This window comes from Mucilaginibacter sp. 22184 (assembly GCF_052045695.1).
Classification (GTDB): Bacteria; Bacteroidota; Bacteroidia; order Sphingobacteriales; family Sphingobacteriaceae; genus Mucilaginibacter.
The window spans coordinates 575,705-592,815 of sequence record NZ_JBQEPI010000002.1; the positions used below are offsets into that span (position 1 = coordinate 575,705).

Here is a 17,111-nt window from a genome sequence, read left to right on the forward strand (position 1 = left end):
TCAAATTATTGCAGCTGATCTAAAATAGGCTTTTCGGCTGTTTGTAACAAATTTTGTTCTGGCTTAAGCATTTCTAATACAACAACTTCGTTTTGGCCTTTTTTAAGCCACTCAGCCGGCAGATATAGGGTTTGCTGTGGGCCAATGCTCCAGTATTTGCCTAAGTTATGGCCATTTACCCACACTATTCCTTTACCCCATTTGCGCATATCCAGATAGGTATCGGCTAGTTTATTCAGCGTAAATGAACTCTTTTTAATAACCGGCGCTGATCCCCTATAGGTTACGGGTTTATATTTTATTCCATTCAAATTATTGAAAGGTAAGCCATACATTTTCCAGCCTGTAAGCTCTTTCTGATTAAACAATACCTCTTGGGTAATACCTTTTTTGTTTTGCAAAAGGTATTTGCCAAAATTAACCCGGCCCAGGTTTTCGACCAGTATATCCAGCGTAACATTACCCGCAGGTAAAGTAGCCAGCAAGCTATCCTGTTTTAAACGGCGATCAAGCGTTCCTGCAGTTTTTCCGTTAACCATAATAATAGCATAATCTCTTAACTCCTTCAGTTTCAACAAACCTTTTATACCGCCTTTTAATGTGGTACGGTATAACACAAAGCCATAATCCTGGTTCAGATCTTCAAAAGTTAGTGGTTTCAGATTGATCTTAGGTATTGGTAAATTCTGCAACAGGCCCCCAGCGTGCGTAAGCTTTATGGCTGGGATCTGCATGGCTGGTTTAGCAACCGGGACCTGCGGTAAATGCGCCCCCGCTGGCAAATGCTTTTCGATGACACTCCTGAACGCCATAAACTTTGGTGTAGCGTTACCGGCTTCATCCAACGGGGCGTCATAATCATAACTGCTTATCTGTGGTTCGTAAGGCGTTTCATCTTTAAAATTGGCCCCGTTCATAAATGCGCGGGTAGTGCCACCGTGAAACATATACATGTTAATAGAAATACCGGCCGCCAAAACCGAATCGAGCCGACCGCTGTACTGCTCCGCTGGTACCGTATGGTGTTTTGTACCCCACCAATCAAACCAGGCCGGATACCATTCGGCTATATAATAAGGGCCTTTGCCCCCATGATTTTCATTGACGATCTTTTTTACTTTAGCAGGATTATCTACCCCATTTATCGCCGGCAACAATCCCGGCAAATGCCCGTTTACCAGATCGGGCGCGGGATCGCAGGTGTACAGCAAACCATCAAAACCCGCTGCTTTAAACAGTTTCTGATTAATCTGCAGGTATTCTTTATCGTTGCCGTATGATCCATATTCATTCTCTATTTGCACCATAAGGATGTTACCACCATGATTGATCTGTAAAGGAGCCAACTGTTTACCCACCTCTTTAATATATTTTTCATACTCTTTCAGGTATTGCTCTTCCTTGCTGCGAACCACCAGTCCCTTTTCGTTTTGCAGCCAATACGGATAACCACCAAACTCCCATTCGGCGCAAACATATGGGCTTGGCCGAAGGATCACCCAAAGACCCTCCTGCTGAGCAATTTTTACATACTCGGCCACATCATTATTTCCGCTAAAATCGAACCTGCCTTTCTGAGGTTCGTGCAGATTCCAGAAAACATAAGTACCTATGGTATTTAAGCCCATGGCTTTGGCCATTTTCATCCGGGCCCGCCAGGCCTCACGTGGTACCCGGGGATAATGCATCTCACCGCTGATCATCTGAAAAGGTTTACCATCAAGCAGAAAAGCGGTATCTGATAACGTAAAAGAATGTTTGATTTGTGCCTGGGTATATAAGGCCGCTAAAATTAAAATACCCGAACACAGAGCTCGTAATTTGTTTCTTAAAAGCATAAAATTAATTGGTGGTATTATTTTATTAGGTTGTACACGCTAAATACAGGCTTTTTCTGATAAAATAAAGGGGGTAAAATCGTCAATTACAGGGGATATTTTCTTATAAAAAATTAAACATTTGGAGCAATAGTGTTAATGAAAATCTATCTTTCTTTCAGAATTCAGGAAAAATAATTAATTCTATACCGATATCATCTTTTAAACTCCCTTAATTATTTTTCAACAATGGTGTAGGGAATCTTTTAAAAAATCGCTTAAAATGTATTTTTGCCCGCTGTAAAACAGAATACCATTTTATGTCTGCTGAAGATACTTATTCCCGAACCGGGGCCGACCTGGTCAGCATTGCTTCTAAATATATTTTACTTGCAGAAAGCCGCAAAAATTTAAAAGGCCGTTGCCCTTTCCATCCCGATCAGGGAACCTCATTTATGTTATCACCCGAAAAAAACATCTTCAAATGTTTTGGCTGTGGCAAAGATGGCGGCCCGATAGAGTTTATCATGTATATAGAGGGCAAAAGCCGGGAAGAAGCTATACAACAATTGATAGGGACTGGAAAATAAAAAAGTATCTCATGGTACAATGTAATACCTTTTTAAGATATGGATATCAGAATAACAGGCTTGTATTCTTGTATTTATTTATGGAGTATAGTTAAAAAAACCACAAGAAGCTCATTTTGCAAGCTCACGCCCTTATCATCATTATACCATTTTTGTAAGGCGATCTTTTTTTGCTCCATTTCAACATGCTCTTCCAGCAAGCGGTTGTACAATAGCTGGCACTCCGCTGGGCGTGATCCCCAAACGGCAAGGTCATTCTTTTCATGATCTGCGATGATCAATTTGGGTATGGTTTTTTTACCATTGGAGAGATAAGAATCGATCAAAAATGGTTCTGAGTCCCTTAACTGGTAGTCTACCTTTATCAGTGGATTTAGCTCGGATAACCTATATATAAACGGTAAAGAATGGGCCGCGTCGCCACACCAGGGTTCGGTGATAATCGTCCAGAATTGTTGTTTTTTGATACTTTGTATTACTGTTACCAGCTCATCATTCAATACACCAACCTTTAACCACCTTTGTTGCCGCGACCAGTTTAGCCTGGTGTAATTCAGGTAAGCAGGGTCATGATATGGGGCAGGGGGATTGGGACTATCTAAAATGTTTTGAAATACCTGCTGATAAGCTAAAAAGTCCATTGATTTCACTTTTATTATTAAAAAAAGAGGTAAAACCGGTCCTTTTTAACCAGCTTTACTATGACAGGTAATTTACAAATGATTAATTTAAAACAGGTCAAATTTTTGTCCGAAAGTCAACTTATCATTTTCTAAAATCATTTCTTCAGCTTCATCAAAACAAACCCCATCCATTAGGTAAGTGCTCCGAATAACCCTAAGGCTTCATCCCTTATGGCTGCGCGGTTTCAATAAGTGGCTTTATTGCTATATCTTTATCGCTCCTGAAACAATGTATAAACCATAATTTGTTCCGCTATTTTACCTAGTAATAATTTGATTAAGCCAGCTTCTGATGAAAGCAAGATTGATATTCATTTTACTTCTATTAGCCACCGTATGGCTACCAAATAGCGTAAATAGTCAGCAATTATCTATTCGGTTCAGGCACATTAGCTATAAAGATGGCCTGGTACAAAGCCCTATTGCCACGATGTTGCAGGACAAAAGTGGATACATCTGGATTGGCAGTTGGAGTGGTTTATCAAGATACGACGGTACTGCCTTTAAAAACTTCAGACCTGATGATACTAAACCAGATCAAATCAGTCATAATCGTATTAACCGCCTATTTGAAGATCGCCAGGGACGTTTATGGGTAGGTACCGGCGGAGGTTTAAATCTTTACAATAAGCAAACTGAGCATTTCCGGCATATTGGCTTATCGGCTGCCAAAGGTGGTGGCAATTTTATTACGGCTATTGAACAGGATCACTCGGGCAAAATATGGGTAGCCACGTTTAAGGGCATCAAAAGCGTAACGCCGGATGCTAAGTCTTTAACTGTTATAGCTGATTGGAAAAACACAGAACCCCAATTGTGCCAAGGTATTGTTTATTCACTTCTTGAAGATATTCAGCAGACTATTTGGGTAGGTATTGAGCAGGGCTTAAAAAGATTCGACCCTAAAACAAATACCGTTATCCCTTTACCCGAGATATTACGGCAGAATAAGGCGCTCAGTATTGCCAAAATTATTGTTATTAAACAAGATAATGAAGGTAACATTTGGTTCGGGACCGAAAATAGTGCCATTTTCAGGTATAGCCCGCGCTTAAACTCCTGCATTCAATATCTAAAAAAGGCAAATGATCCTCATAGTTTGCCGTCAAACTGGATAAACGATCTCCTGATAAAAGATGGCCGCCTAATGGCTGCCACCCATAACGGACTGGCCATATTTGATCCCATAAAAAACACCTTTGCCAACTATACGCATGATCCTAACGATTCGCGAACACTAAGCGATGGTTCCTTATGGAGCTTAATGACCGACCATACCGGCAACGTTTGGATGGGTACTTATTCGGGCGGTATTAATATCTTTTATCCGGGTAATTCTAACTTTTATAATATTGGAGAGCAGATTGGTAAAAGTATCGGTCTCAAAAAACCATTGGCCGAGGCAATAATAGGTGATGCAGACGGTGGTTTATGGATTGGAACATTCGGCGGCGGGCTAAACTACATTAACCGCAAAAAAGAGGTTACAGCCGTTTATAGTATATCAGATGAAATCAAAGCACTGGTAAAGGACTCAATAGGCGATATATGGACAGGTACTTTAGATGGCCTGTACAAGTTTAACCGCAGTAAAAAAACTTTCAGCCCCATCAACCTCCAAATTATCAATAACAAAACTACAGCTAAACTCATTAACTCACTGATAGTTACCAAAGCCGGGATCTGGGTTGGCACTAACGGGGCTGGCCTTAAATTAGTGGATTATACAGGAAAAGAATTACTGAGTTTAACAAATAAAACCGGGCTGGTAGATAATTATGTTAACGCTCTTTACAGCCGGGGCGATGAACTGTGGATAGGCACACAAAATGGACTGAACAAATACGATTTAAAAAATCATACTTTCAAAACCTATCGCAGAAAAACAACCGGGTTGGGGAATAATAATGTGTTATCACTCTACACAGATAGTCATCAGCATTTATGGATAGGTACAGATGGTGGCGGGCTAAACTACCTGGACGAGCGAAATAACAGGACTTACCCCATTCGGCAATCAGATGGCTTGGCCGATGATGTGATCTCGGCTATTATTTCTGATCATGAAGGGGCCTTGTGGGTAAGTACTAATAATGGCATTTCGCGACTCACATTTGGAGCAGCAACTTTCCCTTTATCCAAAGGCAATTACCAAATTGCCAATTATACGGCAGCGAACGGTTTACAAAGCAACCAGTTCCTGGTTAACTCTGCGTACAGAACAACTGACGGGGAGCTCCTTTTTGGCGGAATGAACGGGGTGACTACTTTTTTTCCTGACCGTATCATCAAAAATAAATTCAGGCCCGAAATATTATTGACCGACTTTTTGGTGAATAATAAAGATGCACGTATTGGAAAGAATCCGGTTCTTCAAGCACCGGTAAACGAAACAACCCGGATTACCCTGCCCTATGATCAAAACAATTTAACGATTAAATTTTCAGCGCTTAATTTCATTAATCCCGAAAAAAACAGCTATGCCTATAAAATGGAAGGGCTTACTAATAACCAGGGCTGGCTATCAACCGGTAATCAAAAAGAAGTGAGTTTTAACAATCTTGCGCCGGGCTATTATGTTTTTACCGTAAGAGCCGCTAATAACGATGGTTACTGGAATACAAAGGGTCGTACATTACAAATAGATATCCGTCCACCGTTATGGGAAACGTGGTGGGCTTATCTTTTATACATTTTATTAGCCGCATTTTTATTTTATAAGGTGATCCGCTTTTTCCAGGTTCGGGCACGGTTAGAGCAGGATTTGTATAACGAACACCTGCAAAATGAACGCCAGGAAGAGTTTTATAAAATGAAGCTGGACTTTTTCACCAACATCTCCCATGAGATCCGCACCCCGCTTTCCCTGATCATTGGCCCGGTAGAAAATCTGTATAACGCCACACTTGAAAATCCCGGCATCAGCCGGCAAGTACTACAGGTTAAAAATAACGCCGAACGCCTACTCCGGTTAATTGGTGAGCTAATGGATTTCCGCAAGGCCGAAACCGGCAATATGGTTTTATATGTGCAAAGGCATAATGTAGCTGCTTTTATTAAAGAAATTTACCTGTCATTTAACTCATTAGCAGAGAGTCGTCATATTACCTATGATTTTAAAACCAACGACCCTGAAATATATCTAAACATTGATCAGGATCAGTTGGAGAAAGTATTCTTTAATCTCCTGTCTAACGCTTTCAAATTCACACCAGATCATGGCCGCATCTCGGTAACCATCAGCAACGACACTGGTACCGGCCTCAGAATTACTATTGCTGACAATGGTAAAGGGATACCGGTTGAACACCAATCGAAGCTGTTCACCAACTATTACCAGGTTCATGACCAAAAATCAAACGCCGGTACAGGCATTGGTTTAGCACTTTCAAAAAGCATTGTAGAGCTGCACCAGGGCAGCATCTCTTTTAAAAGTACGTTGCAGACAAACGAACGCAAAGGTTATACCGAATTTACGGTATACCTGCCTAATGAACTGAAAACAGCAAAAAATGTACACTTCATTAATAATACCTCCGGTTTAGAAAGTATCGCCTCCTTTAGGCGACAGGCCGAGATAGATATAACACACCCGGCTGAAATTCAGGCATCCTTTAGCGCAGAGGGCTCCATTGTACTGGCCGAAGATAATGAAGAGTTAAGAAAATTCCTGGTAGATTCTTTACCGGGATACCAGGTAGTGGCTTTTGAAAATGGTTCGGCGGCTTTTAAATATGCTGTAAGTCAGATACCGGACCTCATCATTAGCGATGTGATGATGCCGGTAATGGATGGGTTTGAGTTTTGCCGTAACATTAAATCGGATGAGCGTACGAGTCATATCCCGGTGATATTGTTAACCGCCTTAGCTACGCACATTCACCAGGTTAATGGTTTACAAACTGGCGCCGATGTTTATTTAACCAAACCTTTCAGCACCAAACTGCTGCAATTAAATGTGCATAACCTGCTCACTTCACGCGATAGGATGCGCAAAAAATTCAGTCAGCAACTGATCCTGCAACCCAGGCAGGTTTTGTTGAATAACCCCGATGAGCATTTTATCCAAAAGCTGATGAATATTATTGAGGAGCAAATGGAGAACCCCGAATTTGGGGTGGTAAGCCTGGGTACAGAAATTGGTATGAGCAAAACTGTTCTGTACAAAAAGATCTGCGCGCTTACCAACCTATCCCCTGCCGACTTTATTAAATCCATGCGGCTCAAAAAAGCCGCCGATCTTTTACGGCAGCAGCTATTATCAATAAATGAGGTTTCTGTGATGGTGGGCTTTAATGATCGTAAATACTTTAGCCGCGAGTTTAAAAAAATGTATGGCATGTCGCCTTCGGATATGAACACGCCAACATCTTAGTTTTTTCTCCCTTTATTTTATAAAATTCAGCTTCAAAATTAAAAGAAGTCATTTTTTACCCCTAAAAAAGTCTTTTTTTAACCCGGTTTCCCTCCCGCGATATTCATTTTTGGCCATCCAGTTATAACGGGCCAATCCCGCAATTTATTTAGCATTAACCCATTTAATCTTATAAGCATGAGGAAACTTTAGCGCGCAACAAATTCCCGTACCTGTACGCATCTACCCCTATAATTTTTACCTGATTAAACCCATAAACTATGAAGTTACTATACGCAAAACTTTCAAAACAGCTTAAACACTCATGGGCAACTAAAAGCTTCTGCCTGTTATTATTTGCTGTATTTTTCCAGATCTCTACACTCTACGCGCAAACCATCACCGTAAAGGGAAAAGTTACTGATAATAAAGGGTTGCCCCTCCCCGGTGCCTCGGTTAAGGTAAAAGGCACCACCAATGGCATCCTCACCAACGCCAATGGCGATTACAGCATTACTGTGCCTGATGGAAACGCTATACTCGTTTTTAGTTTTATCAGCTATCAACCGGCAGAGCGTGTTGTTGGCAGCAACACCCAGATTAATATTACCCTGCAGGACAATGTATCTTCTTTAAACGAAGTAGTTGTTGTGGGGTACGGCGAAACAAAGCGAAAATTACTGTCTACCGCAGTAAGCAGCGTAAACGCCCGTCAGCTGGAAGATCGCTTGGTTTCCACACCCGGCGAAGCCCTGGTTGGCCAGGTATCGGGTGTGCAGATTTCGCAGGCCCTGGGCGATCCGGGGGCCGCACCGGTCATTAACATCCGCGGACTTGGCTCTATCGGAGCGGGCAATAGCCCCTTATTTGTAGTGGATGGTTACCCGCTAAACAGTGCCGATGATTTTAATAACATCAATCCGGCAGATATTCAAACCATACAGGTATTAAAAGATGCCGCGGCTGCCGCCATTTATGGTTCGCGTGGTGGTAATGGTATTATCATTGTAACCACCAAACGCGGTAAAGCGGGCACTACTAAGTTCAATTTCACATCTAACACCGGCATGGCCAATGCATCTAAAAAAGTGGCCGTATTAAACAAAGATCAATATGTTGATTATGTAAAAGATGCCTTTGCCAATTCTAACAAAACACTGCCAGCCATTTACAATGATCCGTCAGCATTACCAAATACCAATTGGCAGGATCAGATCTTCCGCCGGGGCTGGACAAGCGCTTATGCCCTATCGGCTTCCGGGGGCTCAGATAAGGTTACCTTTAATGTAACGGGATCATATTATAAGCAAACAGGCATCATCAAGAACACCGATTTTAACCGGTATAATTTACGGGCCAGCATGGATGCTCAACTGAGCAGGAAGTTAAAATTCAACTTCAATGTAGCACCATCGTACGCGATTAACGATCAAACAGCTACTGGTGGTGGTCTGAACAACGCGCTCATTAATGGTATTGGTGTTAACCCGTCCGGAGTAGGCGGCACAGTGATCAGCGCACTATTACAACCACCCATACTCCCTGTAAGACAACCGAACGGAGATTATTCAAACGCTACGGCTGTACTTTCAGGTGCCGGACAAACCTTTAACGGTAACCCTTATAACCCTGTGGCGGTGCTTGATTTGTATAAAGACAGGACAACCACCGGGCGTATGCTGGCAAATACCGGCCTTGAATATCAAATTATAAAAGGCTTAAGCTTTAAAAGCACATTTGGTTTCGAGGCGATAATCAATAACCGCAGCTGGTTTGTACCCGCTACCCTGCAATCAGATAATGGCCCTACCGCTAATATCAACAATCCACTGTTAAGCAATGTAAGAGCGAGAACTACACAGGGAACAAACTACAATTATGTATCAGAAAACACACTGAATTATAATACAAAATTTGGCAAAAACCATAGTCTGACTTTATTGGCCGGGTATTCATTCCAAAAAAACACGTACACCGAAAGCAGCCAATCGGGCCAAAGCGGAACAACCACCAATTCCATAGTGCAAAATCCCAATGATGCCGGCATTATTTTAGGTACTTATGCCAATACAGCCAACGCCTTGATATCGGCCTTTGGGCGTGCCGATTATAATTATAAGGATAAGTACATCCTGTCGGGATCTTTACGTACAGATGGTTCATCGCGTTTTGGATTGAATAAACAGTATAGTACTTTCCCTGCCATTTCGGCCGCCTGGCGCATCACAGAGGAAAGCTTTATGAAAAATGTATCAGCCATCAGCGAGCTTAAGCTTCGGGGCAGCTATGGCGTAAGTGGCAACAACAACATTGGCGACTATAACTCCCAAAGCTATGCCACACAGGTAAATTATGTTTTTGGCGCTAATAATGCCACACCTGTATTTGGTTTCTCGCCGAGCTCGCTGGCCAATGCCAATTTGACCTGGGAAACCAATAAACAAACAGATATAGGCCTGGAAATCGGCCTTTTAAGTGATCGTATATTCTTTATAGCTGATGCTTACCACCGGGTAACCAGTAACCTGCTCCTGAGCCGGGGTGTACCTGCTATATACGGTTTCGCTACCTCCATATTTACCAATATCGGATCGGTTGAAAATAACGGGCTGGAGTTTTCGATAAAGTCAGTTAATCTTAAGAGTAAACTGAAATGGACAACCGATGCCAATATATCCTTTAACAAAAACAAAGTGATTAAACTAACCGATGATGGTTCATTTGTTGGCTATGATGCTGCCTTTGGCTATACCAATTCCATTCGCATAGTACCGGGTGAATCGATGAGCAGTTTTTACGGTTACAAGCAAATAGGAATATATAAGGATGCCGCGGATGTAGCCGCCAGTCCAAAATGGGCCTCTGGTGGTTCTGTTCCCGGCGATGTAAAATATGCCGACATCAACGGTGATGGAAAAATTGACGCCAGTGATATAGTGAACATAGGCAGTCCATTGCCAAAATTTACTTATGGCATAACCAACCGTTTCGATTATAAAGGTTTTAATTTCAGTTTCCTGTTCCAGGGTGTTTATGGCAACAAGATCCTAAACTCAGCCGACAGGTATACCGACTATTATAACGGATCATTCAACGTGCGTACAAATGCTTTGAACCGCTGGCGATCGCCCGATAACCCGGGCGATGGAATGACACCCCGTGCGGCGGTAACTAACCCATCCTCCACCACAGTTGTATCTACCCGTAATATTTTCGACGGATCGTATCTGCGTTTGCGCAATATCACTTTAGGATACTCACTTACCGGACGAGCCCTGAAAGCTTTAAACATCACCAGCGCCCGGGTGTTTTTGACGGCCGAGAACGTGGCAACCTTCACCAAATACTTTGGTTATAACCCCGAGGTTAACGTTTGGGCGGGTTCGCCGCAACCACGCTATGGTGTAGATCAGGGTACCTATCCCCTGCCGCGTACATTTTCGCTGGGCTTAAACATTGGTTTTTAATTAAATAAAAAGATAACGATGAAAAAATATATCATACTGCTAATGATGCTTTCATTTGCCGGCGCATCATGCAAAAAGAGTTTTATTGAGTTACAGGACCCCACCAAAATATCAACTACCGATCTTTACAGCGACGCCAATGGATTGAACCTGGCTGTGAATGCGGCTTATGGTACCCTACAGGATATTTATGGCAAAGGCACCAGCGGCACGGGTATGTATCTGTTTACCGATGTACCCTCTGATAACAGCAACAGTCTGGTATCAGGAGCCGGACTTGGCGATTTTGACCTGTTTACCGTAGCACCAGAAAACGTAAACTTATCAACACAATGGCAAAGCTTTTACAGATGTATTGCCCGTTGTAATGCCATTATCTCACGTGCCCCTGCTGTGAATATGACAGCCGCCCTACGCGATCGCTATATTGCGGAGTGTAAGTTTTTAAGGGCGCTGTGTTATTTCAACGCGGTACGGATCTGGGGCGGAGTTCCCCTTGTGACAAAAGAAATAGCATCAGTTGACGAATCATTGAGCTATGGCAGGGAATCCGTTACGAATGTTTATGCCCAAATCGAGAAGGACCTGACCGAGGCTGAAGCAGTACTCCCAGCCACCTATGCAACCACCGACCTGGGTAGAGCTACGAGCGGTGCTGCAAAGGCCATGCTGGGGAAAGTGTACCTGACCGAGGGTAAATTTGATAAATGCAAATCAGAATTGACCCCTTTACTCCCGAGGGCTTCCAATGTCTGGGGATATGATCTACTGCCGAATTATGGTGATGTGTTTTTGACCACCAATGAGATGAATAAGGAGATCATTTTCGCTGTGCGATATACCAAAGGTGGTTTCGGTACGGGTAGTCCATTCTTTAACTGGTTTATACCTAATCAAAGTGGTTCAACCATAGCTACCATTGGTGGCGGATCTGGCTTTAATACCATTATGCAGGATCTTTACGATGCTTTCCCATCTACCGATCCGCGCCGGGCGCTTTCTATCGGCACCTATGTGGGTGGGGGGATTAATTATTATTACACTAAAAAATATACCGATTTACCCGCGAATGCCAACGACAGTAATAACGATTGGATCGTTATCCGTTATGCCGATGTATTGCTGATGTACGCAGAAGCCGAAAATGAGCTCAATGGCCCCGCAAACGCTATTAGTTATGTAAATGATGTCCGCCGCAGAGCTTATGGTAATACCAGCAATGACCTTAACGATGAACAGACCTCATCCCAGGCCAGTATGCGCCTGGCTATTGAAACCGAACGCAGGCTTGAACTCAATATGGAAGGGCACCGCTGGTTCGATTTGCTAAGAACGGGCCGCGCCATCACAATTATGAACGCCTCATTCGCCAAATATCAAACTAAAAATGGAGCCAATGTTATCCAGATATCTGCTCCACACAATCTATTGTTTCCTATTCCACTAAGAGAAATACAGCTGAATCCAAAACTTACCCAAAACCCTTAAAATAAATTTAAATGATATCTGTGAAACATATTACGTTATACCTTATTCTATTGGCCAGCACCAGCACAGTATTGGCTCAAACCGAGAACGAATACACACTAACGGTAAGTGCTAAAATATCCAACCAGGGAACCGGGCAAAAACCCGGTTTCCGGGAATGGAAAGATTACTCTACCCGCACCATAACCACCTTAAATGGCTACCAGGCGGTAAATGACAAAGATTTGAATACTTATGGATCAGCTTTGGCGCGTAAAACAGAGGCCACCGGTTTTTTCCATGTTGCTTTTGTCAATGGCCGCTGGTGGTGTATAGATCCTGACGGGTACCTTTTTATTAATAAAGGGATGAACGATATCAACATCGGCCCGTCCGATAATAATAAAGCGGCTTTTAGCAAAATATTTAAAAGTCAGCAAGATTGGGCGTTGAAAACCACACAAATGCTCCGCGACAAAGGTTTTAATGGGGCTGGCGCATGGTCTGATTATACCCTTTTAAAAAACCTGGATAAAAAATCCCAGCCCCTGGCCTATACCGTTATGCTGGATTTTATGGGCAGTTATGGGCGCACTAAAGGCGCTTACCAACAATCAGGGCATCTGGGTTATCCCGACAACGCCATTTTTGTGTTTGATCCCGAGTTTAAAAAATACTGCGATACTTATGCTAAACAGATCAGCATTAACAAAAACGACAGGAATCTTTTCGGCTATTTTTCGGATAACGAATTGCCTTTTTATCATAAATCGCTGGATAATTTCCTGGCTAAAAAAGATCATACAGACCCGGGTTATATCGCCACCCAAAAATGGCTGAACGATCATCATTACGATCAAACAGCTATTACCGAACAAATGCGTCACGAGTTTTTAGGATTTGTGGTAGATCGTTACTTAAGCACAGTATCCGGTGCCATTAAAAAATATGATCCGAATCATATGTATATCGGCTGCCGTTTTAATGGCTACGAAAAAACAGTTAAAGAAGTAATAACCGCAGCCGGTAAATACCTGGACCTGCTTTCCATTAACTATTATGACCACTGGACTCCCGATACAGGTGATATGCGCAACTGGACGGCATGGTCGGGCAAACCCTTCATTATTACCGAATGGTATGTAAAGGGCGAAGATTCGGGTATGGGTAATTACTCAGGTGCCGGCTGGGTGGTAAAAACACAGGAAGAACGGGGTATGTTTTACCAAAACTTTACACTGGGTCTCCTGGAATCGGGCAACTGCGTAGGCTGGCACTGGTTTAAATATCAGGATAACGACCCTACCAACAAAAATGTCGATCCATCCAACACGGATGCCAACAAAGGTATTTTAAATAACAAATACCAACTGTACAATGGCCTTGTCAATAAGATGAAAGAACTAAACCTACAGGTTTATCACCTTATTGATTTTTTCGACAGCAGGAAAAAAGCACAGAATTGATCATGGGCAGAGATGGGGCTGCTCAGATAATAACCCACCGGTTTTCCGGGCGTATTGGCCAGTATAATAATTTTATGCTGGCTGATAAATAATCATACACAGGTGTTTTTAGGTGAGGGAGATAAGGTGGCAAACTGAAGTATTGCAATTAACCAAATACCAAATTATAAAACCAAAAAACCATGAGAAAGAGAACTACTTTACAGGCCTTCGGCCTCGCTGCAAGCCTATTGATGTTTGGCTGCGGCAAACAAATGTCTAAACCAATTAATGACACCGGAAAAGCCGACGTCCCGGGATCCACGTTAAAAACACAAAGTGTTACTACCGAATGTGTAAACACGCACACCATTACGGTTGGCGCATCTTACGTGTTAAACAATAACATTTGGGGGGCAGGTACCAACGGTGCCGGTTCACAATGCGTATGGTATGATAATTCAAGTCAGTCATGGGGTTGTAATGCCAGTCACACATCGGGTACCGGCCAAAACATCAAAGGCTACCCTGCGCTTGTGCGTGGCTGGCTTTGGTTTAACAGCAGCGGCAGTATTTGGGCATCGCCATCAGATACTTCCTTCCCGGTACAAATGAGCCATTTGTCAAGCTTCCGCAGTAACTGGTCTATGACCGTACCCACAAACGGCGAGAAATATAATTCGTCTTATGACATCTGGCTGGACGTCTCTAATAACCCTGCTTACAAAGCAAAGAAAGAGGTTATGATCTGGCTCAACTACAAAGGCCCAGCCTATAATGGTTCGGATTTTGTACCTGTTGGAGGTATTCCAATCCATACCAATATCTCCATAGCAGGTAGTACCTGGAATATATACGAAGGCAACAACGGCACTAATGATGTGTACACATTCAGGCGTACCACCAATACAAGCTCGGTTAGTAACCTGGATATCAAAGCTTTTTTAACTTACGCCCAGAATGATGATTTCTTTTCATCTTCGTACTATTTGTTAGGCGTACAGGCTGGTTGGGAAATAGTAGCCGGAGGCGCGTTTACTACCAATAGCTACACCAGCACCATTGTTAAAAATTAATAGATATTTTTAACAATAACAGGCCAGATCTCTCATTAAAGTGATCTGGCCTGTTATTCATTCTTCGTTTCTCAGTCATCTCCAGGATGTCTACTTCTTTTCAACTCCGTACCGCTTGTATCTTATTTTGAACATATCAACTGCCATAACCAGTGCCATAAAACGGATGGTTTTTCAGAGACCAGTTCTGTTTGTATTATAAAGTCGCCGCTTTGGTTAAGACAAAGGGCATTTGAGTTAAATATGCCATCATATTGTTGTAGACCTTTGTAAAAAAGAGAAAAACTATGAAAGCAATCAGAATTAATGAGTTTGGCGGACCGGAAGTGATGAAAATTGTTGAAGTTGAAAACCTTCTTCCTGCAGCAGATGAAATCTTAGTAAAAGTTTACGCCGCCAGTGTAAACCCGGCAGATTACATCATACGCCAGGGTGGAAATGAAGGTTTAAAACCATTGTTGAAATTGCCTATGGGATTAGGTATTGATGCGGCAGGAATTGTAGAAGAGGTTGGAAGCGAGGTGGCTGAATTCAAAAAAGGAGACCGCGTATATGGTGTTCCCAATTATTTAGACGGCAGCTATACCGAATACCTTGCAGCAAAAGCCAACCAATTCGCCCTTATGCCACAAACGATCAGCTTTAATGAAGCCGCTTCGTTACCCGCCTGTGCACGTATGGCCTGGAGCGGTATGGTAGAGAAGGCAAAGGTACAACCAGGCCAGCGAGTATTGATCCATGGTGCGGCAGGGGGTATTGGCAACCTGGCATTACAGTTTGCCAAAGCCTATGGAGCATATGTTATTGGTACAGCATCGGCACATAATGCCGATTTTTTAAGAAAGTTGGGCGCCGACGAGGTAATTGACTATAACACACAAAAATTTGAAGATGTGGTGAGCGATATGGATATTGTATTCAATGCCACCCCAACTACTACCGTTGATGAGGCGTTACGTTTAAGATCTGTTAAAGTTTTGAAAGAAGGCGGTATCTTTGTATGTACACATGGCGTGTGGCCCAACGAGGAGTTTAAGGGATTACTGGCCCGGAAAAATGCAACTGTTTCCATGGCTGGTGTTGATATTAATCACCAGCATTGCTTCACTGAAGTGGCTAAATTGATTGACGCAGGCAAAGTGAAACCTATTGTGAGTAAGGTTTATATATGGGAACAAGCGGCCGAGGCACATCGCGATAGTGAAACAAAACATGTCCGTGGAAAAATTGTACTTGAAATTCGTAAAGAAGACTAAAACATATGGTGCATTACAAAACTATCAGCGAATGGTTCCGGGCCTGGCAACTGCCAAAGCCCGAACACCCGCTTATCAGTGTAATTAAGGTAGATGTTGCCAGAATGATGCGCAGTGGTGATACGTCGACATCCTTTTGTGATTTCTACTGCATAGCTATTAAGCGGGTTACAGGTGCCGAAGATCTCAAATTGAAATATGGGCAACAACCTTATGATTTTAATGAAGGGATCATGTCTTTCGTATCACCCGGCCAGGTAACAAGCCTTGTCGTCGAAAAGGACGTCGAAGTAAAGCAATCGGGATGGTACTTAATCGTTCATCCCGATTTCCTGTGGAACACAACATTAGCTAACACTATCAAACGATATGAGTTTTGGGATTATGCCGTAAACGAATCCTTATTCCTTTCTGAAAATGAAGAAGAGATTATCGTCGGTATCATTCAAAATATCCATCGCGAAACACACAATAATATTGACAAGTTCAGCAAACAGATCGTTATATCACAATTGGAAAGCTTGCTTAATTATGCCGAGCGGTTCTATAACCGCCAGTTTATTACGCGCGAAAAGGCCAACCATAAAATACTTGACCGCCTGGAAAAAGTATTGAATGCCTATTTAAGCAGTGGGCAGCCGGCAAATAAAGGTTTGCCTACTGTAAACGATATTGCGGCCATGCTTTATATCACCCCAAAATATTTAAGCAGCTTATTACGGATGCATACAGGGCAAAACACTCAGTACTATATCCACGAAAAACTGATTGAAAGAGCCAAAGAAAAAATATCCACCAGCGAACTTTCTATGAGCGAAATTGCTTACGAATTGGGGTTTGAACATTTGCAATCTTTTAGCCGGTTGTTTAAAGCTAAAACCCAGCTTTCGCCTATGGAGTTCAGACAGTCGTTCAAAAATTAGCAATTGCAATTGCCAGATGATAAAGTAGTCTTT

At 42.6% G+C, this 17,111-nt stretch carries 10 protein-coding genes; 8 read left to right on the top strand and 2 right to left on the bottom strand.

All coding sequences use genetic code 11. The features are described 5' to 3' along the window. Positions 1–5: 5 nt before the first annotated feature. On the bottom strand, positions 6–1,838 hold the full coding sequence (locus ACTJKG_RS07375; protein ID WP_440738803.1) for a beta-galactosidase: 1,833 nt from the start codon (positions 1,836–1,838) through the stop codon (positions 6–8). 299 nt (positions 1,839–2,137) lie between these two features. On the opposite strand from ACTJKG_RS07375, the gene ACTJKG_RS07380 reads away from it, so the two are divergent. After that, complete coding sequence (locus ACTJKG_RS07380) at positions 2,138–2,407, top strand: CHC2 zinc finger domain-containing protein (RefSeq protein ID WP_172332984.1); 270 nt, start codon at positions 2,138–2,140, stop codon at positions 2,405–2,407. Positions 2,408–2,481: 74 nt separating this feature from the next. Here the strand turns inward: ACTJKG_RS07380 and ACTJKG_RS07385 are convergent, their stop codons facing one another. Then, on the bottom strand, positions 2,482–3,048 hold the full coding sequence (locus ACTJKG_RS07385) for a thioredoxin family protein (RefSeq protein ID WP_172332983.1): 567 nt from the start codon (positions 3,046–3,048) through the stop codon (positions 2,482–2,484). 334 nt (positions 3,049–3,382) lie between these two features. Between ACTJKG_RS07385 and ACTJKG_RS07390 the strand changes: the two genes are divergently transcribed. The 7 genes from ACTJKG_RS07390 (at position 3,383) to ACTJKG_RS07420 (ending at position 17,078) form a co-directional block, all read left to right on the top strand. Next, complete coding sequence (locus tag ACTJKG_RS07390) at positions 3,383–7,465, top strand: hybrid sensor histidine kinase/response regulator transcription factor (RefSeq protein ID WP_440738804.1); 4,083 nt, start codon at positions 3,383–3,385, stop codon at positions 7,463–7,465. A 260-nt stretch (positions 7,466–7,725) separates the two neighbouring features. Next, entirely contained in the window at positions 7,726–10,911 is a 3,186-nt protein-coding gene (locus tag ACTJKG_RS07395; protein WP_440738805.1) for a SusC/RagA family TonB-linked outer membrane protein, read from the top strand. Between the two features lie 18 nt (positions 10,912–10,929). Beyond that, positions 10,930–12,399: a RagB/SusD family nutrient uptake outer membrane protein gene (locus tag ACTJKG_RS07400; RefSeq protein WP_440738806.1), complete on the top strand. Its 1,470-nt coding sequence runs from the start codon at positions 10,930–10,932 to the stop codon at positions 12,397–12,399. A gap of 11 nt (positions 12,400–12,410) precedes the next feature. Further along, on the top strand, positions 12,411–13,844 hold the full coding sequence (locus ACTJKG_RS07405; protein ID WP_172332979.1) for an agarase: 1,434 nt from the start codon (positions 12,411–12,413) through the stop codon (positions 13,842–13,844). A 182-nt stretch (positions 13,845–14,026) separates the two neighbouring features. Then, positions 14,027–14,899, top strand: coding sequence for a GH12 family glycosyl hydrolase domain-containing protein (locus ACTJKG_RS07410; protein WP_172332978.1), 873 nt, complete (start codon positions 14,027–14,029; stop codon positions 14,897–14,899). A 287-nt stretch (positions 14,900–15,186) separates the two neighbouring features. Further along, a complete protein-coding gene (locus ACTJKG_RS07415; RefSeq protein WP_440738807.1) occupies positions 15,187–16,155 on the top strand; it encodes an NADP-dependent oxidoreductase in 969 nt (322 codons plus the stop codon). Positions 16,156–16,160: 5 nt separating this feature from the next. Beyond that, positions 16,161–17,078 (top strand): helix-turn-helix domain-containing protein, encoded by a 918-nt coding sequence (locus ACTJKG_RS07420; RefSeq protein ID WP_440738808.1) that lies wholly within the window; start codon positions 16,161–16,163, stop codon positions 17,076–17,078. The last annotated feature ends 33 nt before the right edge of the window (positions 17,079–17,111 follow it).

Coding starts and splice junctions, on each gene's coding strand:
- ACTJKG_RS07375 (WP_440738803.1), bottom strand. CDS start 1,838: ATGCTTTTAAGAAACAAATTACGAGCTCTGTGTTCGGGTATTTTAATT.
- ACTJKG_RS07380 (WP_172332984.1), top strand. CDS start 2,138: ATGTCTGCTGAAGATACTTATTCCCGAACCGGGGCCGACCTGGTCAGC.
- ACTJKG_RS07385 (WP_172332983.1), bottom strand. CDS start 3,048: ATGGACTTTTTAGCTTATCAGCAGGTATTTCAAAACATTTTAGATAGT.
- ACTJKG_RS07390 (WP_440738804.1), top strand. CDS start 3,383: ATGAAAGCAAGATTGATATTCATTTTACTTCTATTAGCCACCGTATGG.
- ACTJKG_RS07395 (WP_440738805.1), top strand. CDS start 7,726: ATGAAGTTACTATACGCAAAACTTTCAAAACAGCTTAAACACTCATGG.
- ACTJKG_RS07400 (WP_440738806.1), top strand. CDS start 10,930: ATGAAAAAATATATCATACTGCTAATGATGCTTTCATTTGCCGGCGCA.
- ACTJKG_RS07405 (WP_172332979.1), top strand. CDS start 12,411: ATGATATCTGTGAAACATATTACGTTATACCTTATTCTATTGGCCAGC.
- ACTJKG_RS07410 (WP_172332978.1), top strand. CDS start 14,027: ATGAGAAAGAGAACTACTTTACAGGCCTTCGGCCTCGCTGCAAGCCTA.
- ACTJKG_RS07415 (WP_440738807.1), top strand. CDS start 15,187: ATGAAAGCAATCAGAATTAATGAGTTTGGCGGACCGGAAGTGATGAAA.
- ACTJKG_RS07420 (WP_440738808.1), top strand. CDS start 16,161: ATGGTGCATTACAAAACTATCAGCGAATGGTTCCGGGCCTGGCAACTG.